This is a genomic window from Spongiibacter thalassae (assembly GCF_012272835.1).
In the GTDB taxonomy this organism is placed as follows: Bacteria; Pseudomonadota; Gammaproteobacteria; order Pseudomonadales; family Spongiibacteraceae; genus Spongiibacter; species Spongiibacter thalassae.
In genome coordinates this window covers 717,773-741,599 of the sequence record NZ_JAAWWK010000001.1, presented here as the reverse complement: position 1 = coordinate 741,599, position 23,827 = coordinate 717,773, and the positions used below count along the sequence as shown (strand labels likewise).

The following is a 23,827-nucleotide window of genomic DNA, read 5'->3' as shown; positions in this document are numbered from 1 at the left end:
TCTGCTTAACAAGGGCTCAACGCCATAACACTCAAGGGCTGCATGGCGCAGCCCTTGAGTTACCACCTCGCTTAATCCCCCGAACGCGCCGCCATCAGGTCACGCAGCCCCCGCCACTTATCCCGCAAACGCGGGCTGTACATCATACGAATTCCCGCATTCGCCGAGGCGTAGGTCTTCTCTGACGTAGGCAACATACTCATCGCAAAGGGCAGTCGTACCCGCTCGTCCAGTACCGCCTTGGCATGACACAGGGAACGCAGTCCATCGCGGCCGCCAATACGGCCAAAGCCGGATTGTTTCACCCCACCAAAGGGCAAATCACCGGCAAAATAGGTCATACCACCGAGCTCGTTGATCGAACACATTCCTGACTCGACCCGCCGTGCAATATTATTCGCCCGGGCATTATTGGCTGAAAAGACGCTATTGGATAAGCCAAAGTCCGTGCTATTGGCAATTTCCACCGCCTCGTCGTCATCGCGGAATCGGCACAGCACCAGCACAGGACCAAAGGTTTCCTCACGCATTATCGGCATACTGGCATCTACATCTGCAAGAATCGTTGGCGCGTAGAACTCACCCTGTTCTGTCAGCACCCGCTTTCCTCCAGTCACCAGCCTGGCCCCGGCTGCGACGGATTCATTCACCAGGCGCTCCACTAACGCCAGCTGTATCGGGGTATTCATCGCGCCCATATCAACACAGCCGCCGCCCATTGGATTGCCCTGCTTGAACTCCGCCACAACCGCCGCCGCTCGCCGCTCAAACTCGTCGTAAACCCGGTCATGGACCAAAATACGCTCCGACGCAATACAGTTCTGTCCACTATTAAGAAACGTGCCGGTAATGGCTGCTGACACCGCCTGTTCGATATTGGCATCGTCGCAGACGATGAAGGCGTCTTTCCCCCCCAACTCCATGGTCACCGGAATGATCCTTTCGGCGCTGGCTTGAATAACTCGACGACCATTGCCACAGGAGCCGATAAAAATAACCCCATCCACTGAACGTACCAGTGCATTGCCGGTTTCACCGTAGCCCTGAACAACCTGCACCAGATCCACCGGTGCACCTGCGGCTGTCAACGCTTGGTGAAATATGTCAAGAAACTGCTGACTGGACCAGGCCACCCACTCACTGGGCTTTAGAACTACCGCGTTACCGGCGAACAGAGCGGGAATCACCGGCATCATCATATTCTGAAAGGGATAATTCCAGGGGATAATGCCACCGATCACCCCCCGTGGATGGTATTCAATGCGCGCCTTCTTATGCAGCAACAAGCCCGACGATACCTTTTCATCACGCAAATAGCGCTCACCATTTTTCATCGTCCAGCGCAGCTTCTCGCAAGCGGGTAACACCTCCCCCATCAGCGCATTCTCACGGGTTTTACCCGCGTCACGCACGATCATTTCGCAGATGTCATCGGAGTGGGCGAGAATATAATCGAGCATATTCCCCAGCACTTCTCGGCGCTGGGCAAAGGTCGATTGACGCCACTCCAGCTGCGCCGTGCGCGCCCGAGCGACCACTTCTGCCACCTTTTCCGCCGAGTCCACCGGCAAACTGCCAAGCGGCTCCCGCGTCGCCGGTGAATAGCAATCGATCACGTTGCTTGCCGGATTCGGCCCCCGTACTTCAGGGGCATCAATTTGTGTATTCATAGTCATGGTTTCTGCTCTCATTTTGATTTCAGGTAAGCCGAAATTCCCAGGCCGCCCAATTTATCTACAATGTGGATTTAATATTAAATTATAGGGGGTCTGTCCCCGGGGACAGACCCCCTATCAAGGTCAAAGGCTTGCTTGTAGTAACTCGTCGAAGGAGCGCTGCAGGCACTCGCGGTAAAACGCCGGGTCTGGCATCAGGTTGCGGCACGCGGTGATATTGATGGCCATTTCACCGCAGTAGCTGCTGATCACATGGGTGAGCGACATGTTGAGCAAAATCGGGCCGCCGCCAAACATTTTGATCGCTTTGGCACCGGTGAAGTACAACGGCACCTGAGCCCCCGGCACATTGGTGACCACGGTATTCGCCAACAGGTCACGCCCCATCTTGCCCGACAGGCTCAAGGCTGTTTTTGCCATGTACGCCAGCATCTGCCCCGGCATAATGGTTGACAGCCCGGCCAGCTCTTTGGCGCCCACTGCGTTGAGGTAGGCCTTGTTTTCCTGCATGGCGGCACATATCGCAGCAAGCCGCTGCTGGGGGTCGGCGATTTCGGTGAACAGCTTTGTGGTTTGCGCACTGATTTCGTTGCCACCACCACTGGCGTCACTCCGAGTTGAAACTGGCACCGCAGCCACCAATGAATCGTCCGGCAGCTCTTCCTTGGCCTGTAAATAGTGGCGAAGACCACCTGCAACAATCGCTAGCGCGACATCATTTACCGTCGAGTGCGGGGCCAGCGCGCGTATTTTTTTCACCTCAGACAAGGGGAAAAAACAGGCTTCAAAGGCGCGGTGGGGGCTCGGCGTGCTGTTAAACCGCGTGTGTGGCACGCGCAATCCGGCACTGTTTTTCTTTTCGACGGTCTTTCCTGCTCGCAATATCGGCAGGATTTTTTTCGCCACACCCAGGGTGTGAGTAGGCCTGCTTAGCAGTTTTTTACCGGCGCGGAACAGCAACTGGTATTGACCAGGCGCGGGCTCCGGCTGCCAATCGGGCGCCGGGCGGTAGCCACTGCCATCGGGACTCAAGTCCTGCAGCACAGACAATAATTCCGCGCCAGAGACACCATCCATACAGGCATGATGGATTTTATAGAGCACCGCAAAGCAGCCCGGCGGCAGCCCTTCGATATTGTCCAAACCCTCTACCACAATAATTTCCCACGGGGGCCGGCTAAGGTCTACCCGTTGAGCGATCAGCCGCGACACAAGAATGCAAAACTGTCGCCAATCGCCGGGTTTGGGCAGAGCGATATGGCGAACATGAAATTCGAGATCGAAATTCTCGTCGTCGACCCAGTAGGGATCATCGAGATGCAACGGGGGAAAAGCCAATTTGCGACGAAAGCTAGGCGCCAGGTGCAGGCGGGATTCGATGTTTTGCAGAATGGACTTGAAGCGAACAACGCCGCCGTTGTCGGTATCCGGCTCGTAGATAATAATCGGATTTAGCTGATTGGGCGCATTTGCCGATTCTATATACAGCATCAGCGCATCAATCGGACTCAGTTGTTGCATACCCTCTTCTCCGTCGTCGGCAATTTCATTGTTATTTAAAGTAGCCCCGAATTATAGCGGAAAGTTGTCCAGGCCTTTTAACGTTGCCAGTAATTTATCCGGTGCATCAAGCATCACATGATGGTGCCCGCCAGCAATCGTTATCAGCGCCTTGCTGCCGGCGAGGGCGGCGATACGCTCTGCTCGAGCCGGGCCCACAACCGGGCTGCTGCCCGCCAGTATGTAGTAGCTTGTTACTGGCAAGTCCTTCAACAGGACTTCGTCTTCATATTGAGGCTCAAGCATGGGCAATGCTGAGTCGTAGCTCCACACCCAGCCCTCCGGAGTCTTGCGCAGGGAATTTGCCGCCAGAGATTGGCGTACCGATTCGGGTATCGGCTGGGGCGGTGAAGTGCGAAAACGCGCTACTGCGGTATCTTTATCTTCGTATACACGGGTATTTCCAATCGGGGGACCGTCCGGAAGCTCCTCATCGATATCCACCATTAAGAAGCTGTCGATCCACACCAGCCGTCCGATGCGCTCGGGCATTTTACGCACTACATGCGCCATCTGGTGCCCACCCCAGCTGTGGGCAAGCACCCAATCAGGGCACAGGTCCAAGTGTTCAATTACTGCGCATAGATCCTCCGCGCCCTGATTACGCGCGTACTCAGATCTCGCTTCACTGCCGCCCATACCGGAAAACTCCGGCAGAATCATACGGCATTTGCCGAGTAGTTCCGGCACGATGCAGTCCCACCAGTGAGCGTTGGCGCGATAGCCGTGCACCAATAATACTGTTGGCGCATCGGCCGACAGTGCCGGCCACTCAATCACCCGCAGTTGCGCGCCATCAGCGCAAACAAAGTGTTCTTTTTGCTCTATAGCGGTCATATATTTTTATTGCCTGTCAGCTGGCAGGTGGGCGGCGTAACGCCGCCAAACTAACTGCCGGTAAATTCGGGTTTACGGCGTTCAAAGAAGGCGTCCAATGCCTCGCTGAAATCGCGGGTGCACGCCGTATCGGCAAAGGCCTTGGCCTCGGCGTCAAGCTGGTCTTCGAGGCTGGTGTCAAGGCTGCGGCGCATCAGCGATTTGATATTGGCCATCGCGGCCGGTGACATGGCCGCGATTCTTTCGGCCATTTCACGGGCTACAAGCCCCCCGTTGCCCTTGTCGGCCACGCGATTAATCAAGTCCAATCGCAGGGCCTCTTCGGCGGAAAGATCATCAGACAACAGGGCGATTTCCAGGGCCTTGCGCAGCCCCACAATTCTCGGCAGCGACCAGGAGCCAGAGCAATCCGGGCTGTTTCCGACTTTGGCATAGGCCATATTAAACACCGTGCCCTGCTCCGCCACCGCGAGATCGGCAATCATCGCCAGGCTCATGCCCGCCCCGGCCACCGCACCGTGCAAACTCGCAACAACAATTTGCGGCAATGCGGAGAGGGCCGCGACAGCATCGTGAATCGGCTGAATCAGAGCGTCAGATGCCGCTCGCTTATCTTCCGCGGCGCGGAAGTAGTTGAGGTCACCGCCGGCCATAAACACGCGGCCAGCGCCCTGTAACAACACTACCCGCACATCCTTTCGCTCGCCAAGCTCCGCCACCACATCACGCAGGGCCACCGCCATTTCGACATTGACCGCATTCAGTGAATCAGGGCGATTCAGGGTAATTTCGGCAATCGGGCCATCGATGCTCAATAACACCGGACGACTTGTTTCACTCATCGCAATACCGCCTCAGGAAAGCACTTCAAACAGACCGGCCGCACCCATGCCACCACCGATGCACATGGACACCACCACGTATTTCACTCCGCGGCGACGGCCTTCAATAAGGGCGTGGCCTACCATGCGCGAACCACTCATACCGTAGGGGTGGCCCATTGCAATCGCACCGCCGTTTACGTTGTAACGTTCGGGGTCGATACCCAGGTAATCACGGCAGTAGAGACACTGAACAGCAAAGGCTTCATTCAGTTCCCACAGGCCGATATCGTCCACGGTAAGGCCGTGTTGCTTAAGTAATTTGGGAATGGCGTAGATGGGGCCAATACCCATCTCTTCCGGCGCGTTACCCATTACCGCCATACCAACGTACCGACCCAGCGGAGCCAGACCTCGACGATTCGCCTCTGCGGCTTCCATTACCACACAGGCCGATGCGCCATCCGACAACTGGCTGGCATTGCCGGCTGTCACACAACCACCCTCAACCACAGGCTGGAGCGACGACAGTCCTTCCAAAGTGGTGCCTGGGCGACAGCCCTCGTCCTTGGCAACGGTGACATCGCGGTAGCTGACTTCGCCACTCTCCTTGTCCTTAAACATTTGATTGGCCGTTACTGCAATAATCTCATCGTCGAAACAGCCCTGCTCCTGAGCCCGCGCCATGCGCAGCTGAGATTCCAGCGCGTAGGCGTCCTGCTGCTCTCGACTGACCTTGTATTTGTTCGCAACAAACTCAGCCGTTTCCAGCATCGGCATATAAGCATGCTCGTGATACTTCAACACCGAGGGGTCGCGCTCGTCCCGCGCCCATTTGAAATAGGGCGCATTCATCGCGGTGATATTTTCCACCCCACCCGCGACCACGATATTCATGCCTTCAACCATCACCTGCCGCGAGGCAATAGCAATCGCCATCAATCCGGAGGAGCACTGGCGGTCAATGGTCTGCGACGGCACTGTGACCGGCAAGCCAGCGGCCAGCGTCGATGCCCGGGCAACATTCAGGCCCTGGGTACCCGCGGTCAGTACGCAACCCATAACAAGGTCTTCTACTTCTTCGCCAGTGAGCTTTGCCCGCTCAACCGCTGCGCGAATGGCCGCTGCCGCAATACTGGGGGATTTTGTGTTGTTGAACGCGCCTTTATAGGCCTTTGTAATGGGGGTTCTGGCTGTTGCCACTATCACCGCTTCGCGCACATTGCCTCCTGAGCATTACCGCAAACTATGTTTGTATACAAAACCACAAACTAACACATAGTCATTTTTAGTTAAAGCACATCGTTGCGATGTTGCACTATTCCCGTCGCCAGCTGACAACCACCACTGCAATACCAAACTAACATCCCGTGTATTTCCTCAGAGCAATGCAGTGCCTCCCCAGCAAAGTAATGATATGTTATTTTGCTACACGCTTTGTAAAAACATAAGGACCGACGCCATGACCGGCAGTAGTGCCGCTTGCGAACTGGAACTTCGCGGCAAAAATGACATTAAACTGAAAGCCGACGCCATCGGCCCTCAGGATGGCCCCAGCGTTATTCTGCTCCACGGCGGCGGCCAGACTCGCCAATCCTGGCAGAGCACCAACAGGATTCTGGCCGACAATGGTTACCGGGCGATCAGCATCGACTTGCGCGGCCACGGCGAATCCGACTGGGACCCCAGTGGCGACTACGATTTCACCACCCTCCTCGCCGACGTTGAGCGTTGCTGCGAACAGCTCCCTCAGCCAGCCATACTTGTCGGTGCCTCTGTCGGCGGCGCTCTGTCGCTGCTATTGGCCGCGCGGCGGCCAGAACTGTGTCGCGCACTGGTACTGGTAGACGTCAGCCCCACCATAGAAATCGCTGGCGCCGAAGGTATCGTTAAATTTATGAGTGCAAATCCCGATGGTTTTGCCGATCTGGAAGAAGCCCAGCAGAATATTGCCCGGCACAGCCCGAATCGCAAACGGGCTGCCAGCCTGTCGGGGCTTAAACGGGTTTTGCGCAAACGCGACGACGGCCGCTGGGGATGGCACTGGGACCCGAACTTTATCGCCGGAGACTGGCAGCAAAAAGTTCACGAACTCAGCAGCCTGATGCAACAGGCCGCGCCACTTATCAGCCAACCCTGCCTGTTAATTCGCGGGCAACTCAGCACCATTGTTAGTATGGACAGCGTAGACGAGCTTAAACGGGACATTCCCCACCTGAAGTTTGTCGATATTGCCGGGGCTGGCCACATGGTTGCCGGTGACCGCAATGATATGGCCAGCGAGGCATTAATCACATTTCTTGATGAGCAGCCTTTGCCATGACGACTGACGGATTTGTATTTGTCCACGGCGGCCAGCACGATGCTCGCTGCTGGCAGCCCACCCTCGACGCTCTGCAACGGCTGACCGACCTCCCCGCCCTGGCAGTGAATTTACCCGGACGCAATGGCGAACCCGGCAATCTGGGCACCTTGACCATCGCACAATGTGCCGAGAGTGTGTGTCGGCAAATTGCCGACCACCAACTCAGTGGCAGGCTCACACTGGTGGGTCACTCCATGGCCGGCATCAGCCTGCCTGCCATTGCCGCGTTACTTGGCGAACAACGACTGCACAGCCTGGTTTTCATGAGCTGCTGCATTCCCGAAGAGGGCCGCAGTATTATCGACTCCCTCGATCCGCCCATGTCGATCATCTCCCGTCTGGCGGCCCGTCATCTCGCCACCATGCGCCCGATGCCCGGCCTTTTCGCCAAATGGGTGTTCGGCAACGGCATGACCGCTGCACAAAAACGCTACCTAGTACAAACCCTGTGCCGCGAGGCAACCTCCATCACCAGCGAAGCGGTTTCCCGGCGGAACATGCCGGCCTGCCCCCGCCACTGGATAATGCTTGAGCAGGACCGCGCCCTGAGTCCGGCCAGACAAAAAAGCTACATCGACAATCTGGGCGGCGTGGACAGTATTGAATCCCTGAACTGCTGCCACGATGCCATGATCGCCGAGCCGGAACTGGTCGCCGCAACACTGGTGAAATTAACCGCCGCCCCAGCCACAAACACTCCCGGTTAAATCGCCGGGAACACCCCCAAAAACAGAAATACCGTTATTCATACAAGCACGATCCCATAACGAAAAACCACGCACATTATCCGCTCTTATTCAGGCTACTCGCCAAGTTCGATATTTAAAACTGACGATTTATAAGTTATAGTTACGGCATATTCAGAAAACCCAGCGCACCGCTATGCGCCCAAATGGAATGCCGAACATGACAGCCACAGCCACGCCAGCCGCGGATCAACCGCTAAACTACGACACCGTTAAGAATTGGGTCTTTTCCCCATTGACGGAGTCATATAGCGCCGACGACTGCCGCGCCTATGCGCTGGGCATCGGCGCAGGCACCGACAGTACAGTTGCTGAAGCGGAGGCCAGGTACCTTGCCGAGGGAAATGGCGTCGCGGCTATACCGACCATGGCCATCGTGCTGAATGAAGGCACTATGTGGACAATGGACCCAGCCACCGGGATCAACTGGCGCAAAACGCTCCACGCCGAAGAATCCATCACCCTGCATCGACCGCTTCCCGCTGCGGCAACCCTGACCGCCACCTATCAGGTAGATGAAATCTACGATCGGGGTGCAGGCAAGGGTGCGTTTATGTATGAAAGCCGGGTACTGAGCGACGACGAAGGCCCGGTAGCAACAATACGTATCGGCACCTTTCTCACCGCCAATGGTGGTTTTGGCGGCACGGAAACAACCACCCCAGCGCCGGTAAAAGTCCCCAGCGATCGCGCGCCGGATGTGACGCTGACGCTATCAACGCCGAGCCGAGACAACACCCGTTATCATCTGGGCGAACAGTTTGTCGGCGCGCTGAAAAACATTCCCGGCGCCGAAGGCAAGCCGCCCTTGCGCGGTGTCTGCGCCTTTGGTGTGGCGGGCCGTGCGCTGCTCAACATGGCCTGCGGCGATCAGGCTGCGCGGATGAAGCATATGGGACTTCGCTACAAAGCACCGGTATTTGCCGACGAGACCCTGCGCACGGAACTGTGGTTCGACACCACGCCCGGAAAGGCCTATTTCAGAGTGATCTGCGTCGAACGCGAGGCAGTGGTTATGGACAACGGTCTACTGGAATTTGAACCCGCCTGAGCGGATGATCCAACATGATACGCTTTTGGGGTGAGGCTTCGCGCTGCCCCTTTTTTGTTTGCCGTTTGGTATGATTCCCCGCAGCGTCGCGCCCAACTGAAATCATCACGATTAGACGCTGCTTTATTGATCTTTAATTCTGCTTTTTTCGAACAGCGGTGAGGCCCGGGCCGTGTTCATCCCGGGCCAAGCAGAGCCTTAGTCCCGCGCGCCGCGCAACAGTCCTTGCAGATTTTCACTCATCACCTTGCGAATATCCGCCTGCGGCAATACTGCAAACTCACGCACATAATCCAGTGGATGAGGCAGCCCCTCGGGGTGGGGGAAGTCGCTGCCGAACAGAATTCGTTCGACCGGAATCAACGTACTCAACTCGGCGATGTTGTCCTCGTAAAAGGGGACAACAAAGATGTGTTTGCGGAACTGCTCTACCGGATGCACTTTGAAATGCCCTGGCATTTGTCCGTAGACTCGTCCAAGCCGCTGCAATAGCGACGGCAGCCAGTGAGCACCGTTTTCCACCGACACCACCCGCACGTTGGGGAAGCGCTCGAACACACCGTGACAAATCAGTGCCGATAAACTGTCACTGATCGCCCGGCCCAGTGCATCAAGGCAGGCTTTAAAGGGAGTTGGCTCAAAGGGAATCCACTCTTTCGCGCCACCTTCCCACCGCCGACTGAGGTCATCGTAGCCGGAGTCGGAGGCGTGCAGGCACACAAAAATACCCGCTTCATTAACCCTCGCCCAGAAGGGGTCAAACTCGCGATCGCCGGGGGAGCGGCCGCCCAGCGGACCGGGCACCGGCGCGGGACGTACCCCCACCACTCGCGCACCCCTTTGCAAAGCGATTTCCAACTCCTTTACCGCAAGTTCAACATTCGATAGGTTTATCATCGCCACGGGGTACAGACGCTCGCTGCGAGAGAAGCCCCACTCGTCTTCTACCCAGCTGTTCAGGGAAGAAAACAGGGCGGCAATGGATTCGGGCTTGTGCCCCAGACGAGCTTCGACCACAGAAGCCAGGGTAGGAAATACCATCGACGCGTGAATGCCCTGGTCATCCAGTTCCGCCAGCTTGCCCTGACCCGTGCGCCAAGGCTCCGGCGGCGCCAGCGGCTTACCGCTGAGTTCACGCATCGACAAGCCTTCGGTATTGGTGCCGCGATACCATTTCTCGTGGGCGCCGGGCGAGGCAACCACCGCAAAATCCGGGTTGGGAATATAATCGGTTATCACCCCGTCAATCGCCAGTTTCTTGCGCCCGTTAATTTCGATGAACTGAAAATCACGGGAAAACTTTTTTGGCAAGTGGCGCAGAAACGCCTCTTCACTTTCATACAGATGGCTGTCGGCGTCCCATACCTGGAAGTCGATATCGTCGCGGGTGAAAGTCGCACTTTTATCGGTGGACATAGCATTTACTCCTGAGTTGTTATCATTGTGCCGGCGTGTGGATGCGAGGCCAGCGGGTGGTATTACAAGATTGCATGTTGGTTTGTCACCGTGTCGCGCAGCGCATTTCGACAGAAGGTCAAGGCGGCTTGCAGCCCCCTGCGCTCCTGTATAAAGACCACCAGGCTGCGATAGTAATGGGCAATGTGGTGCTCCTCGCTCAGGGCAATCGCCCCGTGTAACTGAATTGCGCCACGACCGATCAGCGAGGCACTTTTGGCTGTCTGCACCCGGCAGGCACGCTCCGCCCGCAGAAAATTCAGCGGTGACTGCCTGCTGACACTCAACCCGCGATGCAGATGGGCACGGGCCATTTCACGGGCGACGGCCATATCCGCCAGCCGGTGTTGCAGGGCCTGAAATTCAGCAAGCGGTCGCCCGAACTGACGTCGCAGCAGAAGGTAGTCGCGGCTATCATCGACCATTCGCGTCATGGCACCGAGAGCCATAGCGCAGTCAACAAGCCCTGTTGCGGCCTCCGCATCGGTCAATGCTGCCGCCGCTGCAGCGGCGCTTACCCGCACGCCAGCGCATACATCGATATCGTGACCGGACACCGTCATCGCCCAGCTGTCATCCAGCAGGCGGTAATGGTGTCGGCTCAGCCGAGGATCATCGAGGGGCAACGATATCAACTGGCAACTCTCGCCATCGGGCACCAGTAACAACAATGAACCGCTGAGGCCGTGGCTATCACTTCCCGAAGGCGAAGCCGTCATTGTTACCAGCGACTCCACGCTAAAACTGATCGCTTCGCCGCCGAGAGTTTCACTACGGGATAGCGCTGCGGCAAACTCCACCGCGCCATTGCCTACGTGTACGCCATTCTCCTGGGTGGCAACAACGGGGCAGACATAGATGGGCCCACCGCCGGACAGCAGGGGTTCGATCAGCCCCTCGCAGACTGACTGACTGACCCCGGCCTCCACCAACCCGGATAACAAACGCGCCGGGTAAATCGCCCCATTGGCCATAGGCAGCGCCATCAATGCCGTGCCCATCACCTCGGCGGTGAGCGCGAGGTTTTCCAGCGCCGCGTCGGCCTGCGCCAGCCCTCCCAAAGCCTCAGACACGGCAAGATGGAAATACCCCTGCTCGGCCAATTTTTGCCATAGCTCCACGGCGTTAGCCGGATGTTCCAGTGACTCTGCGCGCTGCGCCAGGGAATATTCCGCTTGTACAAATCCTTCGCAGCTATCCCGCAGCAAACGCTGCTCGTCACTCAGGGCGAAATTCAGCTCAGCCATGCTGTCCCTCCTTGAGCAGTGCACCGGCGATAATATTGCGCTGAATTTCGTTACTGCCGCCGTAGATTGTGGTGGCATGTCGATAAAGGAAGTCAAAGGCGACACCGTCTGCACCTTTCGGCCCCGGGGGGCGTGGCGCTCCTCTCTGCTCGGCATCAGGATAGTAATTGGCCGCATAAGAACCCAGGGCATCCATCATTAATTGCCCCAGCGCCTGCTGTAGCTCCGAGCCCTTGATGTGCAGCATGGCTCCTGGCTGCCAGGGGCTGTCATCGCCGTTGACCTCTTCCGCCATTGCCCGCAGGGTGAGAAACTCCAGCGCCTGTAACTCAATTTCCAGCTCGGTCAGGCGTTGCAGGAACACCGGGTCGTCAATACGCGGCGGCCCATCCAATGCTTGTTTCGCCAGGCTTACCACCCGTTGAAAAAGGGCCTTGTTGCGAGGTATTTCGGCGCTCCAGGCGCGCTCCCGATGTAACAGGTATTTGGCATATCGCCAGCCCTCGCCCTCTTCGCCGACTCGATTTTCCAGGGGCACAAGCACATTGTCGAAATGGAACTCATTCAGTGTGTGACCCTTTTCAAGGGAGATGATCGGGCGACAGGTCACTCCCGGCGATGACAGGTCAACCAGAAAAAACGAAATGCCTTTTTGCGGCTTGCACCGAGTGTCAGTTTTCGCCAGTACCACTGCCCAGTCGGCATACTGCCCGAGGGTCGTCCAGATTTTGCTGCCATTGAGCCTGTATCCGTCGCCTTCGCGCACGGCGCGGGTGGCCATCGACGCCAGGTCAGAGCCGGCCTCGGATTCCGAGAAACACTGCCCCCACCAACATTCACCACTGCGAATTTTTGGCAGGTGTTGATCCCGTTGCGCCTGACTGCCAAAGGCCATCAATACCGGTGCCACCAGAGACAAACCCACAATGGGTCGCTGGGGCGCTCCCGCCAGCATACTTTCTTCATCGAATATCAATTGCTGTCGCGGCGACCAACCGGTGCCACCATATTCCACAGGCCAGTTTGGCGCAGACCAGCCGCGCGCGCTGAGCTGGCTCATCCACCACTGCACCTCGTCCTTGCGCTCGTGGTAGGCCTGCAAACCGCGCTTGGCGATGTGGTCAGGCAGCGCATGTTGAAGAAACTCTCTGACCTCGCGACGAAAGTCGTCGAGCCTGCCATCGTCTGCAAACTGCATAGTCATGGCCCCTGTGTTTGCGGTTTACCGCGTTAACCAATCGTTATTATCTTGTGTTGCTCTGGAGGACATCTTTATCGTCCAGCACTAACCGTCCCAATTGTGAAGCGAACCCTGGGATCAGGCGCGAATTGCCATAAACCCGTTGTCGATGGCCTTCGCATCCCGTCCCTCGACCAAAACGCGGAAATAGACACCTTCGTTCTCACGCCACATTTGCGTACGCAGGGTCTCACCGGGATAAACCGGCGCGCTGAATCGGCACTCCATACTCAACAGCCGTGTCGCGTCATTCTCGCAACACTGTTGAATCAGGCTGGCACAGGCCACACCGAAACTGGCCAGGCCCTGAAGTATCGGCTGTTTGAAACCGGCCTTTTGGGCAATATCCGGATCCGCATGGAGGGGGTTCATGTCGCCGTTGAGTCGGTATAACAACGCCATTTGCGGCGATGTTGCCCAACTGAACTCTGTATCGGGAGAGCGCTCCGGTATTCGATGTACCACCGGTTGCAATTCGGGATTGCCGCCCATACCGCCATCACCGCGGCAGAACATGGTTTGCACCATCGTGCAGTACAGGGTGTCGGTTTGGCGATCAATCAATTGACGCTCGAAATACACCAGCGCGCCCTTGCCCTCACCCTTGTCGAGCACATCCACCACACGGCTGCGGGCAACAATATCCGCCTCAGCCGGCAGCGGTTGATGCACAACCATAGACTGCCCTGCGTGGAGAATTTTTACCCAGTCCAGACCGGTGTCGAGATCCCTGGCCCAGAATCCCGGGTGCGCCAAAGTCATGGACAGGCTGGGCAGTACCTGCAGTGATTTTTCGTAGACAAAGGCCAATTGCGCCGGGTCGAGGGGGTCTGTCCCCAGGCCCAGGCTCAAGGCATACAGCTGGCAATCCCGTGCGGTGTAGTGCACGGTTTTTTCCGGTATTTCAAGTGCCAACAAGTCTTTGTAGCGTGATGCCATTATGTGTTCTTTCCTGTCAGTGAGGCTCGACCCAATTATCCAGGGCAGCTCATTTGCCCTTGAATTCGGGCTTTCTTTTTTCAAAGAAGGCGTTAACACCCTCCTGGTGGTCAGCGCTGAGATACAGCGCTGGCTGGTAGTCCACTTCAGCGCGCAGGGCGTCTTCCAGTGAGCCGAAGCCCTTGGCATAGGCCGCCTTGACCAGAGCAATGGGCATCGGCGCCGACCGGGTAAAGGCCGCCGCGCGGTCGAGGGCTACCGCCACAGCCGCCCCCTTATCCGCGCGGTGGTCTACCAGACCAAGGCCCAGCGCCGACTCAAGATCAATCGCCTCGGCGCTGAAGCACAGCTGTTTGGATCGCGCCACCCCGACCCGCTGGGCAAGGGTCCACATCAAACCCATGTCCGGGACCAGACCGACCTTGTTAAACACCGCACACATTGAGCTTCCTTCAGCGGCCACCACAATGTCGCAGGCCAGTGCCAGAGACATACCCAGCCCGTAGGCAACGCCCTCAATAGCGCACACCACCGGTTTTGGCCCGGCTGCTAACAGGCGCACAATGTGATGGGCGTGTTCGATGCGCAGACGAGAGCCCAGAATCGGTCGCTCCGCCTGCATCGCCGAAACATCGCCACCGGCACAGAAATGTTCGCCTGCACCGCTGAGCACAATGGCGCGACACTCCTCATCTGCATGGGCTTCGCGCAGGGCATCGGCCAACAGCGTGGTCATTTCCCGACTGAGCGCATTGCGCCGCTTGGGGTTGTTCAGTTGAATGAGGCTGATCGCCCCCTGTTTGTTCAGGGTGATCGGGCTACCGGAATCTGTCAGGTCACTCATGCTTTTTCGCCTTATGACTATTGTCAGGGGCGGGTGTTATCCGCCCCGACACGACCAGCTGCGGTTTATTTTCCAGTGAAAACCGGCTTGCGACGCTCGCGGAAGGCATTGATCGCTTCCTGGTGGTCTTCTGTCTGACCAGCGATATGCTCGTAGGCCATACCCGCATCCATCATGCTGTGGGCCAGTTGCTTCAGGGGAATATTCACTACTTGCTTGGTCCAGCGCACTGACTGGATGGGCATTGCCAACAGGCGGTCGCAGTAGGCATCCACTGCAGCATCCAGCTCTTCGGCGGGCAGCGCCTTGTGAATAAGGCCCATTTCCTGAGCTTCTTTACCCTTTAAGACTTCACCGGTGAACAGGTAGTGCTTGGCACGGGCATAGCCCATCAGTTGGGGCCAGATCACGCTGCCGCCATCGCCGGCAATCAGCGCAACGTTGTTGTGCGGGTCGCCGAACTTGGCGTCTTCGGTAGAAAAGGTGATGTCGGCCAGGAATGAGAGCGTAGTGCCCAAGCCAATCGCATCGCCATTGACCTTACAGATTACCGGCTTTTCGCAGTCCAGCAGGGTGTAAACAAAACGCTTGGCTTCGCGAATTGTGCGATGCATCAGCTCGGGGTTGTCCCGCAGCTTTTGCATATATTCCAGATCGCCACCGGCGGTAAAGGCACGACCTGCGCCACTCACCACGATGATTTCGCTTTCCAGATCTTCCGCCGCGTCGAAGAACACCCGCGACAACTCCTTATGGCCGGTTTCGCTGAAGGCGTTCAGCTTTTCCGGATTATTGAGAATGATGTTAAGCACCTTGCCGCGACGCTCAAACTTGAAGAATTCATAACGATCAAAAAAAGACATGGTAATGACTCCGTATAGAAATTGTTATAGCGTCGCCTCGGTGCCAAGCACCAGGGTAGCTTCGCTGGACAGGGTGCCGCCATTGCCGTGAGACACCGCAAGGTTGGCATTGGCGACTTGCCGCTGCCCGGCTTCGCCACGCAGTTGCAGACAGTTTTCGATTATCGTAAACAGACCGTACATCCCAGGATGGCAGCAGGACAAACCACCCCCGTTGGTATTCACCGGCAGGCTGCCTCCGGGTGCGATGGCGCCACCGGAAACAAAGTTGCCGCCCTCGCCCTTGGGACAAAAGCCCAGATCCTCGAGGAACAGAATGGTGTTGATGGAAAAGGCGTCATAGACATTGACCACATCCATATCAGCGGGCTTGTAGCCCGACAGGGCAAAGGCCCGCTGACCGGACTCCGCGGCTGGAGTGACAGTCAGATTTTCCATTTGATCGACATTGGAATGCCACACTGCGGCGGCACCGCCGAGCAAATAAATCGGCTTTTTCACCAGGTCTTTGGCACGATCAGCGCGGGTCATAACGATCGCCGCCCCGCCGTCGGTGATCAGACAGCAATCGGTTTTACGCAGAGGGTCCGAGACCATCCGCGAACTCAAACAGTCGTCGATGCTCAGCTCACCCTTGCCGTGCATAAAGGCTTCGGGATTGAGGTTAGCCCAGGCCCGGGCAGCAACCGCCACCTCGGCCAGGTGGGTTTCGGTAGTGCCGTATTCATGCATATGCCGCGCAGCAGCCAGGGCATAGGACGACAAGGGGTTCATCGGGCGGTAGGGCTTTTCATAGGGAGAAGCCTGGCGCATTGACACCAGTCCGCCGGCACCGGTGCGCTGGTTGCTGCCATAGCAGATCAGTGCGGTATCGATATAGCCCATTTCCAGCAAAATTGCCGCATTGATGGCATGGGAGAAAAACGCCGAGCCACCGGTGCGGTTATTGTCGGTGAACCGTGGCCGAATCCCCAGATACTCCGCCGCCGCGAGTCCGGAGAGCGCATCGTCTCCAGTACACACAAACAGGCCGTCAACGTCACTAAGGGACAGATTGGCGTCGGCAAGCGCCAGGTGGGCAGAGCGTGCCACCAGATCCATCGGCTTGTAGCCGTGGGCTTCGCCCATACCGAAGGTCGCGGCGCCAACAATGGCAGATTTTCCTCGTGGGAACTTTTCCATACTACTTCTCCTGAATTCTGTGTATCAGCCCCGCGAGCGAGCCAGGCCCAGGGCCTGTTCGGCAACCAGACTACGCTGCACCTCACTGGTGCCACCATAAATCGTGGTGCCAATCGACTGTCTGTAGCCGACTTCAAGATGCCCAAGCCCATCGCGCTGCTGAATAATGCTGTGCGGTGCGCACAGATCCATCAGGTCGTCAGCGTCACGCTGGTAATACTCGGTGGCAAACAGCTTGGCCATTGGCCCCCAGTACCGGTTGTGAATTTTTTCCGACATACACCAGATAGCGCGATAGCAAAGCATCGTAGACACTTCCAGATGCACTCTGGAGCGGGCCAAACGACTGGCAGTCTGATTGTCGGCCAACACCGGCTGGCCGTCGCGCTGGGCATTCAGCGCCCAGGACTCAGCTGCGTGGAAGGCCGTAACGTGGCCGTGGCGATATTGATCCGCCGAACCGTGTTCCATTTCCAGCGTAGAGGCCATCACTTTCAAACCGCCATCGACCTCGCCAACCAAATATTTGGCGGGCAGCTGAACATCACTGAAATACACAATATTGGTGCGCTCGTCCTGCAGGGTGTGCACCGCATGCACTTCGATACCCGGCAGATCCATGGGCACCAGAAATACACTCAAACCGGCATGTTTGGGCTTGTCAGTATTGGTACGGGCCAGCAGGAAGCAATAATCTGCCAGGTTGGCCGCAGTGGTGAAAATCTTCTGGCCGTTAATCAGCCAGTCGCCACTCTCGGTGGGTTCCGCTAGTGTTTTTGCTGCAAAGACATCACAGCCACAGGAGGGCTCGGTAAAGCCCATACAGGCCAGTGCATCACCCGAGGCAAAGCGGTTCAGTGATTCCGCCTTCGCTTCATCGGTGCCAAAGCGCATGACTATCTGCGCGACCTGATTGGTAATCGGTGCAGTAACGTGCTCCCAGCCTTCGGCCTCGTATACCGCAGTCATTGCCGCCAGCTCGTAGGCGCTCTTTTCCAGCCCCCCGTACTCCTTGGGCCAATGGGGGAACAACATACCCTCCTGCGCCGCCAGGCGGTTGAATTCGGGGTGAAATCCATCTACAGAGTGATGCGCGTGGGCGCGCAGCTCCGGGGTCATATGCTTGGCAAAAAAGGCGCGGGTTTGCTCGGCAAAAGCCTCGGCATCGGCGCCCAAGCTGTAATCCTGTTGGTTTTCTCCCGCGTCGGGAAGCACGGCCGGACGCCGAGCGTTGCGCGGTTCCGGCCACAGCCGATCAGCGGCATCAAGCAGACTGCGCTGTGCGTCACCGGCAAAGGCCGGCCAGGCCTTGGCTCGGCGATAATACATTTGAATATCGTATTCCAGCGACACGCCATAGCCGCCAAAGGTGTGCAGCGCCCTGGCCATTGCCTTGGAGCTGATGTCCGCCGCCCACCAGAACGCCATTGCCACGCTGGCCGCCGCGTCCGCGCGCGCGGTGGCAAGCGCCCAAACCGCCTTGCGGGTCAGCAGCTGCGCACCTTCAACCTGGGAAATGGCATCGGCCAACGGGTGGGAAATACCCTGAAAACTGGAGATCGGCGTGCCAAAGGCTTTGCGTTCGTTGGCGTACTCTGCGGCCATGCGCAAACCCTGCTCAGCCAGCCCGCCCAGCGCCGCCGCACACAGCAGGCGCCATTCATCACAGGCCGCCGCGAACAACGCCAGAGCGTCGTCGCCGCTGGCGATAGCAAACTCGGACAATGCCACCGACTCTTTCAGCACACCCACTGCGCCGCTGCCGAGGTTATCGACTCGATCAAAGTGCCGGGCGTCAAGTAAATAGACTGCCTCGGCATCTGCCAACAGGGTGTACTGTGCCGCCGTTGCACCATTCACTGGCGCTTGCTTATCGGACAACACCTGCGGCAACAGGGTAATCAAACTGCCCTCTGCAAGCTGAGCAAGTGCTGCACCAGCGCGCTCTTGCTGTGCCAGCCCGGCCAGCAAACGAGAGGCTGCCAGATGCTCCACCAGAGGCACTGACGCAATATGGCGCCCCGCCTGCTCCGCCACGATAACGGCATCAAGCAGACTGCTGCCCAATCCGCCGGCCTCTTCGGGCAGGCGCATCAAATTCAGACCCATTTCCTGCAGTTGCTGCCACAGCTCAGGGTCGAAGCCAGTGGCCTCAACGGAGCGAACCCGCTCCCCGGTAGACTCAGCGGCAAACAGGCGCGCCGCCGTCTCCTGCAACATGTTCTGTTCGTCAGTCAAATACAAATTCATTGGCGTTATCGGTCTCTGTGCAAGCGTTGCAATGAATCATAAACTAACATATATTCAGTTTTCAAGAAACAGTTTCCCAACGCGGCGAAAACACCCACACCCGAAACGGATAACAAAGAGAGAGAACTGTGAGAGACCACGTGCCCTTTACGCTAGCCGACACACTGGAAGACAACGCCCAACGCTTTTCCGACCAGCCCGCCTATATTATGGGTGACCAGCAGATCAGCCACCGTCAGCTGCTGGAGCGCGCACTGCGCATCGCCTCCGCCGCAGAGAAAAGCGGACTGCAACGGCAGGATCGGGTTGGCGTGCTGTCTATGAACAACCTTCCCTACGGCGAATTGATGGCCGCCTGCCAGTGGAGCGGACTAATCCTTTCAACGGTCAACTTCCGCCTGGCCGGCCCGGAAATCGCCCATATCGTTAACGACTCCAGTCCGCGCATCCTCTTTTTTGAAGCCCAGTACGCGGAATTGCTCGACGGTCTGCGCGAGCAACTGACCAGTGTCGAGCGCTATATCTGCATCGACGGCGAGGTCGATTGGGCTACTTCCTACGAAGACTTCATCGCCAGCGGCGACGCCACAGGCCCTAGCTATCGCGCTCGGGAAGAAGATATCGCCGCACTGATCTACACCAGCGGCACCACCGGCAAGCCCAAGGGCTGTATTCTCGGCCAGCGGGAAATGCGCCTCGGCGCCCAGACCATGGCGGTAGAAACCCGCTCTGGCCCTGAGGATCGCATTTTGCTGGTCATGCCCCTGTTCCATATCGGCGCGATGGCCATGGGCATGGGGGTACATTTTCGCGGCGGCACGGTAGTACTGCACCGTCAGTTCGACCCCGCGGCACTGCTGCAGGCGGTTAACGACGACGGCGTAACCATACTCCACCTCGCGCCAACACTGGTGCAAATGGTGCTCGACCAGCCCAATATCGGCGAGATCGACGTCAGCAAACTGCACACCATTGTTTACTCCGCCGCCGCCATGCCACTGCCCTTGCTCAAACGCGGCATGGAACTGCTCGGCCCGATATTTATGAATCTCTACGGCCAGACCGAAGTGTTCAGCTCGGGACTGTTGCGCGAACAGCATCGTCCCGACGGCAGCGACCGCGAAAAGCGCTGGCTCACCTCTGTAGGTCAACCCTTCCCAAGCACCCGCATTCGCATTGAAGATGACAACGGCCAACCCTGCCCGCCTGAGGTGGCCGGCGAGATCGTGGTGCAGTCAACCGCCATGGCCCGTGGCTACTGGAACAATCATAAAGCCACCCTTGAAACCTTCCGCGACGGCTGGTGCTACACCGGCGACGTGGGCATGTTTGACGAAGATGGCATGCTGTATTTAGTGGACCGGAAAAAAGACGTAATTATCTCCGGCGGCGAGAACATTTACTCACGGGAAGTTGAGGACGCCATTCTGAGCCACGCAGCGATCAGCGAGTGCGCCGTCATCGGTATGCCCGACGACAAGTGGGGCGAATCCGTGTGCGCAGTAGTGGTGATGCGCGACGGCGAGACCCTGACCGAGGCAGAGGTGATCGGCCATTGCCAAACAATGATTGCCAGCTACAAAAAGCCGCGCTCGGTAATCTTTGCCGAGGCGATACCCAAGCTGCCCACAGGGAAAATCGACAAGGTCACCCTGCGCAAAACCTACTGCCAGTGAGCCGCGCAAGCATGACGGCACCACTGCAACTGGAGGGCCGCAGCGCCCTCCTGATTAACGAATGCCAGCGCGGCCTGCTGGAGCCCGAGCACAGCGTGCTGCCGGCCATCACCCGGCACGCTGCACAGCGGCAAATTGTGCCGCGCATCGCGGCCTTGGCCGACGCCTTTCGCCGACACCATATGCCGGTGATCTATATCAATGTGGAACACCGCCCGGACTTTGCCGGAGTGAGCCTCAACAATCCCGCAGTCGCCTATATTCGCAAACGCGGAGGATTGGTAGAGGGCAGCCCTCAGGTGGAGATTGTTGGCGCGCTGCGCCCCCAGGACAGCGACCACATTGTTCGCCGCTACTCGGGCATGACCGCCTTCTATGGCAATCACCTGGAATCCCTGTTGCACAATCTCGGCTGCACCAATCTGGTACTGGCGGGGGTGTCTACCAACGCCGCCGTACCGGGAATGATGCTGGGCGGCCTTGACCGAGGCTACCGCATTGTCATCCCCGAAGACGCTATTGCCGGTTCCGACCAGGCCACCCACGATGCCATCGTAACCTATATGCTGTCACCGCTGGCGGCAATGACCACCGCCGACACTGTTATAGACTCTCTTCAATAACACCACACGCACCAGCAATTGACAGAGGCTCAGTTTTGATCAACACTATATCCACATCGTGGAATTAAATACGTACACATCGACAGACACGATCTCACAACATAAAAATACAGAGGATGCCATTGTGAACACCCGTGAACTTATTGAACAACTCCCCAAGGGTTTTTTACCCGAGGTGGCCGGCGATGCCCACGCTATTTTTCAATTCGACATCAGCGAACCCTGCTACCTGAGCATCAGCAATGGTCGCTGTGAGTTCAGTCTGGGGCAGTCGCCCCAGCCGAGTCTGACCCTCAGCGCCAACGACGAGGTGATGCGCCAGGTGCTGACCGGTGAGATCAACGGCATGGTAGCCGTCATGACCGGCCGCATGAAAACTCGAGGCAACTTGAAACTCGGCCAAAGCATGACCAGCTATTTTGATATGACGGCGCTCTCATCTACCCCGACAGCAAACAATACGAAGCCAAGCTTGCTTAAGCGCAGCATAGCGACACTTAAGCAGATTATTGGGGCTCACCCTGCACAGGCGACACCCTCGCCCGCCACTGACACCGCCACTCTCGCACCCACTCCAACTGCCGAGCAAGATTCCGACAGCGAAGGCTTTGTCGATCGGCTCTTGTATATGGAAACCCCCGTCGATCCCCCCGGCGACCCCCGCGCCCCCCATACCGAATGGGCCCGGCGGCGCAGCCAAAACAGAGTCGAACTGGAAACCGATCGCTTCGGTGAAAACGCGGGGACGCTGGTCTACCTGTATGGTCACACCGAGGTCAATGCCTGCCTGCGCAACAACGAAGACTTTTCCAGTGTGGTGCTGCAAAACATGTATAGCAGCGTAATGGGCGACCATATTCTGGTCGGCATGGACGAACCAGCCCACGCCGGGTATCGCAATCTCGTCGCCCCGGCACTGCGACCGAAACTGCTTAAAAAATGGGAAGAAAGCCTTATCCACCAAGTGGTGGACGAGCTGATTGCCAATATGAAGGCAAAAGGCAACAAGGCCGACCTGGTCGCAGATTTCACCTTCGCCTACCCCGCCCGCGTTGTAGGCAAGATTATCGGCCTGCCCCAGGAGAATTTTGCACAGTTTCAACTTTGGGCAGTGGGCATTCTTGAAGGGGTCGCCGACCCGGACCGCGCAGCCGAGTGCGCCCAGGAAGTACGCGCCTACCTCGCTCCGTTTCTGGAAGCCCGTCGCGCTGCCCCCGAAGAGGATATGATCAGCGAACTGGTACACGCGGAAATCGACGGCAAAAAACTCAGCGACGAGGAAATTTACTCCTTTTTGTTGCTGCTACTTCCCGCCGGTATCGAAACCACCTATCGCGCTCTGGGCAACCTGCTCTTCCACTTGCTCGACAACCCCAGTCAACTTGAAGATGTGCGTAATGATCGCGGTTTGGTCGGCCGCGCCATCGAAGAAACCCTGCGCATGGACCCTCCGGTACAACTGACTCCGCGACTAGCCCTGCGCGAAATGCGCCTTGGCGACACCATCGTTCCCGAAAACGCCATCGTTTTGCCACTGCTGGGCGCAGCGAATCGCGACCCCGAGTTTGTCGAAGACGGTGAGCGCTTCAACATTCACCGTGCAAATCTTCGCCACATCACCTTCGGCACCGGCGTACACACCTGTATTGGCTTGCATTTAGCGCGCTTAGAAATCAAAATTGCGGTCAACAAATTGCTGGACGCCCTGCCGGGTCTACGTTTTGACAGCGACGAAGTTGTCAAACAGGACGCGCATATTCGCGGCAAAAGTTTCCGCAGCCCAACTGCGATACCTGTTATCTGGAATCCTGACTAATGCCAAAAAACACGGCGGCCGCGCCCAAAGACGCCGCCACCAAACCACCCGCCAAACGAGGTCGTCGCAGCCGCGACGACGCCCCCACCCCCAATCGGGCTGATCTGATAAGAGCCGTGCTTGTGATGGAGAAACGCGACGGCCCCGGCAGCCTGTCGATGCGCAAGCTCGCATCAGAAGTCGGCGTATCACCGCGGCTGCTGTATACCATGGTAAAAAACAAGGAGGAGCTCTACGAGTTGGCTGCCGCCTCCATGCTTGACCGCTGGACCCTCCCGGACACTAATCAGAGCTGGAAAGAGCGCTTTGCCACCATCATCAAAAAAGGCCTTGAGCTCTCCTCGGAATACCCCGAATTGGCTCGACATGGTTTACTCAACAGCTTGGACCACAATTATCCCGAGAGCGCCTCACGCATCGTCAACGCACTGAGAGACTGCATGCTGGAAGCCGGCTTGAGTATTGAGGAGACTCGTCAAATCCAGTTGCTTTACAACACTGTTTTGCTCGGCGCACTGGATCTGGCGCGAAATTACAGCGGCAACGACCAACCCTACCTGCTAAAGGAATTAAAGGGCGCCCTCGATGTCGCCTTTAGCCGTATACTCGCCGGCGCCGAACCCAAGTAATCTCGAC

20 protein-coding genes are annotated in these 23,827 nt (G+C 57.6%); 7 read left to right on the top strand and 13 right to left on the bottom strand.

The features are described 5' to 3' along the window. Positions 1 to 71: 71 nt before the first annotated feature. From HCU74_RS03100 to HCU74_RS03080, 5 genes are all read right to left on the bottom strand, one after another. On the bottom strand, positions 72 to 1,670 hold the full coding sequence (locus HCU74_RS03100; RefSeq protein WP_168448924.1) for an aldehyde dehydrogenase family protein: 1,599 nt from the start codon (positions 1,668 to 1,670) through the stop codon (positions 72 to 74). Between the two features lie 129 nt (positions 1,671 to 1,799). After that, positions 1,800 to 3,197, bottom strand: a complete 1,398-nt coding sequence (locus HCU74_RS03095) for a WS/DGAT/MGAT family O-acyltransferase (RefSeq protein ID WP_168448923.1) — start codon at positions 3,195 to 3,197, stop codon at positions 1,800 to 1,802. Positions 3,198 to 3,248: 51 nt separating this feature from the next. Further along, positions 3,249 to 4,073 carry an alpha/beta fold hydrolase gene (locus HCU74_RS03090; protein ID WP_168448922.1) on the bottom strand — a complete coding sequence of 275 codons (825 nt, stop codon included), beginning with the start codon at positions 4,071 to 4,073 and terminating at the stop codon, positions 3,249 to 3,251. Positions 4,074 to 4,123: 50 nt separating this feature from the next. After that, positions 4,124 to 4,915, bottom strand: coding sequence for an enoyl-CoA hydratase/isomerase family protein (locus tag HCU74_RS03085; RefSeq protein ID WP_168448921.1), 792 nt, complete (start codon positions 4,913 to 4,915; stop codon positions 4,124 to 4,126). Between the two features lie 12 nt (positions 4,916 to 4,927). After that, positions 4,928 to 6,115, bottom strand: a complete 1,188-nt coding sequence (locus tag HCU74_RS03080) for an acetyl-CoA C-acyltransferase (protein ID WP_168448920.1) — start codon at positions 6,113 to 6,115, stop codon at positions 4,928 to 4,930. Between the two features lie 241 nt (positions 6,116 to 6,356). On the opposite strand from HCU74_RS03080, the gene HCU74_RS03075 reads away from it, so the two are divergent. From HCU74_RS03075 to HCU74_RS03065, 3 genes are all read left to right on the top strand, one after another. After that, a complete protein-coding gene (locus HCU74_RS03075; RefSeq protein WP_168448919.1) occupies positions 6,357 to 7,217 on the top strand; it encodes an alpha/beta fold hydrolase in 861 nt (286 codons plus the stop codon). Further along, the gene (locus tag HCU74_RS03070) at positions 7,214 to 7,966 is read left to right on the top strand and encodes an alpha/beta fold hydrolase (RefSeq protein WP_168448918.1); all 753 of its coding nucleotides are present in this window, start codon (positions 7,214 to 7,216) and stop codon (positions 7,964 to 7,966) included. The genes HCU74_RS03075 and HCU74_RS03070 overlap by 4 nt, the downstream gene beginning before the upstream one ends. Positions 7,967 to 8,165: 199 nt before the next feature. Next, positions 8,166 to 9,056, top strand: a complete 891-nt coding sequence (locus HCU74_RS03065; RefSeq protein WP_168448917.1) for an FAS1-like dehydratase domain-containing protein — start codon at positions 8,166 to 8,168, stop codon at positions 9,054 to 9,056. 198 nt (positions 9,057 to 9,254) lie between these two features. Here the strand turns inward: HCU74_RS03065 and HCU74_RS03060 are convergent, their stop codons facing one another. From HCU74_RS03060 to HCU74_RS03025, 8 genes are all read right to left on the bottom strand, one after another. Continuing rightward, complete coding sequence (locus tag HCU74_RS03060; RefSeq protein WP_168448916.1) at positions 9,255 to 10,472, bottom strand: amidohydrolase family protein; 1,218 nt, start codon at positions 10,470 to 10,472, stop codon at positions 9,255 to 9,257. A 62-nt stretch (positions 10,473 to 10,534) separates the two neighbouring features. After that, positions 10,535 to 11,758 carry an acyl-CoA dehydrogenase family protein gene (locus HCU74_RS03055; protein ID WP_168448915.1) on the bottom strand — a complete coding sequence of 408 codons (1,224 nt, stop codon included), beginning with the start codon at positions 11,756 to 11,758 and terminating at the stop codon, positions 10,535 to 10,537. Continuing rightward, entirely contained in the window at positions 11,751 to 12,956 is a 1,206-nt protein-coding gene (locus tag HCU74_RS03050) for an acyl-CoA dehydrogenase family protein (RefSeq protein WP_168448914.1), read from the bottom strand. Before HCU74_RS03050 ends, HCU74_RS03055 begins: the two co-directional genes overlap by 8 nt. 120 nt (positions 12,957 to 13,076) lie before the next feature. Further along, positions 13,077 to 13,937 (bottom strand): MaoC/PaaZ C-terminal domain-containing protein, encoded by an 861-nt coding sequence (locus HCU74_RS03045; RefSeq protein ID WP_168448913.1) that lies wholly within the window; start codon positions 13,935 to 13,937, stop codon positions 13,077 to 13,079. A 49-nt stretch (positions 13,938 to 13,986) separates the two neighbouring features. Beyond that, complete coding sequence (locus tag HCU74_RS03040) at positions 13,987 to 14,781, bottom strand: enoyl-CoA hydratase/isomerase family protein (protein WP_168448912.1); 795 nt, start codon at positions 14,779 to 14,781, stop codon at positions 13,987 to 13,989. Between the two features lie 65 nt (positions 14,782 to 14,846). Then, on the bottom strand, positions 14,847 to 15,644 hold the full coding sequence (locus HCU74_RS03035; protein ID WP_168448911.1) for an enoyl-CoA hydratase/isomerase family protein: 798 nt from the start codon (positions 15,642 to 15,644) through the stop codon (positions 14,847 to 14,849). Between the two features lie 24 nt (positions 15,645 to 15,668). Then, a complete protein-coding gene (locus HCU74_RS03030; protein WP_168448910.1) occupies positions 15,669 to 16,826 on the bottom strand; it encodes a thiolase in 1,158 nt (385 codons plus the stop codon). A gap of 24 nt (positions 16,827 to 16,850) precedes the next feature. Continuing rightward, complete coding sequence (locus HCU74_RS03025; RefSeq protein WP_168448909.1) at positions 16,851 to 19,076, bottom strand: acyl-CoA dehydrogenase family protein; 2,226 nt, start codon at positions 19,074 to 19,076, stop codon at positions 16,851 to 16,853. A 128-nt stretch (positions 19,077 to 19,204) separates the two neighbouring features. Between HCU74_RS03025 and HCU74_RS03020 the strand changes: the two genes are divergently transcribed. From HCU74_RS03020 to HCU74_RS03005, 4 genes are all read left to right on the top strand, one after another. Further along, positions 19,205 to 20,752, top strand: coding sequence for a long-chain-fatty-acid--CoA ligase (locus HCU74_RS03020; RefSeq protein ID WP_168448908.1), 1,548 nt, complete (start codon positions 19,205 to 19,207; stop codon positions 20,750 to 20,752). An 11-nt stretch (positions 20,753 to 20,763) separates the two neighbouring features. After that, positions 20,764 to 21,375, top strand: coding sequence for a cysteine hydrolase family protein (locus HCU74_RS03015; RefSeq protein ID WP_168448907.1), 612 nt, complete (start codon positions 20,764 to 20,766; stop codon positions 21,373 to 21,375). Positions 21,376 to 21,499: 124 nt separating this feature from the next. Beyond that, positions 21,500 to 23,191, top strand: a complete 1,692-nt coding sequence (locus HCU74_RS20260; protein WP_168448906.1) for a cytochrome P450 — start codon at positions 21,500 to 21,502, stop codon at positions 23,189 to 23,191. Then, a complete protein-coding gene (locus HCU74_RS03005) occupies positions 23,191 to 23,820 on the top strand; it encodes a TetR/AcrR family transcriptional regulator (RefSeq protein ID WP_168448905.1) in 630 nt (209 codons plus the stop codon). The genes HCU74_RS20260 and HCU74_RS03005 overlap by 1 nt, the downstream gene beginning before the upstream one ends. Positions 23,821 to 23,827: the final 7 nt, after the last annotated feature.

Coding starts and splice junctions, on each gene's coding strand:
- HCU74_RS03090 (WP_168448922.1), bottom strand. CDS start 4,073: ATGACCGCTATAGAGCAAAAAGAACACTTTGTTTGCGCTGATGGCGCG.
- HCU74_RS03035 (WP_168448911.1), bottom strand. CDS start 15,644: ATGTCTTTTTTTGATCGTTATGAATTCTTCAAGTTTGAGCGTCGCGGC.
- HCU74_RS03030 (WP_168448910.1), bottom strand. CDS start 16,826: ATGGAAAAGTTCCCACGAGGAAAATCTGCCATTGTTGGCGCCGCGACC.
- HCU74_RS03095 (WP_168448923.1), bottom strand. CDS start 3,197: ATGCAACAACTGAGTCCGATTGATGCGCTGATGCTGTATATAGAATCG.
- HCU74_RS03065 (WP_168448917.1), top strand. CDS start 8,166: ATGACAGCCACAGCCACGCCAGCCGCGGATCAACCGCTAAACTACGAC.
- HCU74_RS03070 (WP_168448918.1), top strand. CDS start 7,214: ATGACGACTGACGGATTTGTATTTGTCCACGGCGGCCAGCACGATGCT.
- HCU74_RS03015 (WP_168448907.1), top strand. CDS start 20,764: ATGACGGCACCACTGCAACTGGAGGGCCGCAGCGCCCTCCTGATTAAC.
- HCU74_RS03060 (WP_168448916.1), bottom strand. CDS start 10,472: ATGTCCACCGATAAAAGTGCGACTTTCACCCGCGACGATATCGACTTC.
- HCU74_RS03055 (WP_168448915.1), bottom strand. CDS start 11,758: ATGGCTGAGCTGAATTTCGCCCTGAGTGACGAGCAGCGTTTGCTGCGG.
- HCU74_RS03085 (WP_168448921.1), bottom strand. CDS start 4,915: ATGAGTGAAACAAGTCGTCCGGTGTTATTGAGCATCGATGGCCCGATT.
- HCU74_RS03050 (WP_168448914.1), bottom strand. CDS start 12,956: ATGCAGTTTGCAGACGATGGCAGGCTCGACGACTTTCGTCGCGAGGTC.
- HCU74_RS03100 (WP_168448924.1), bottom strand. CDS start 1,670: ATGAATACACAAATTGATGCCCCTGAAGTACGGGGGCCGAATCCGGCA.
- HCU74_RS03040 (WP_168448912.1), bottom strand. CDS start 14,781: ATGAGTGACCTGACAGATTCCGGTAGCCCGATCACCCTGAACAAACAG.
- HCU74_RS03005 (WP_168448905.1), top strand. CDS start 23,191: ATGCCAAAAAACACGGCGGCCGCGCCCAAAGACGCCGCCACCAAACCA.
- HCU74_RS03025 (WP_168448909.1), bottom strand. CDS start 19,076: ATGAATTTGTATTTGACTGACGAACAGAACATGTTGCAGGAGACGGCG.
- HCU74_RS03075 (WP_168448919.1), top strand. CDS start 6,357: ATGACCGGCAGTAGTGCCGCTTGCGAACTGGAACTTCGCGGCAAAAAT.
- HCU74_RS03045 (WP_168448913.1), bottom strand. CDS start 13,937: ATGGCATCACGCTACAAAGACTTGTTGGCACTTGAAATACCGGAAAAA.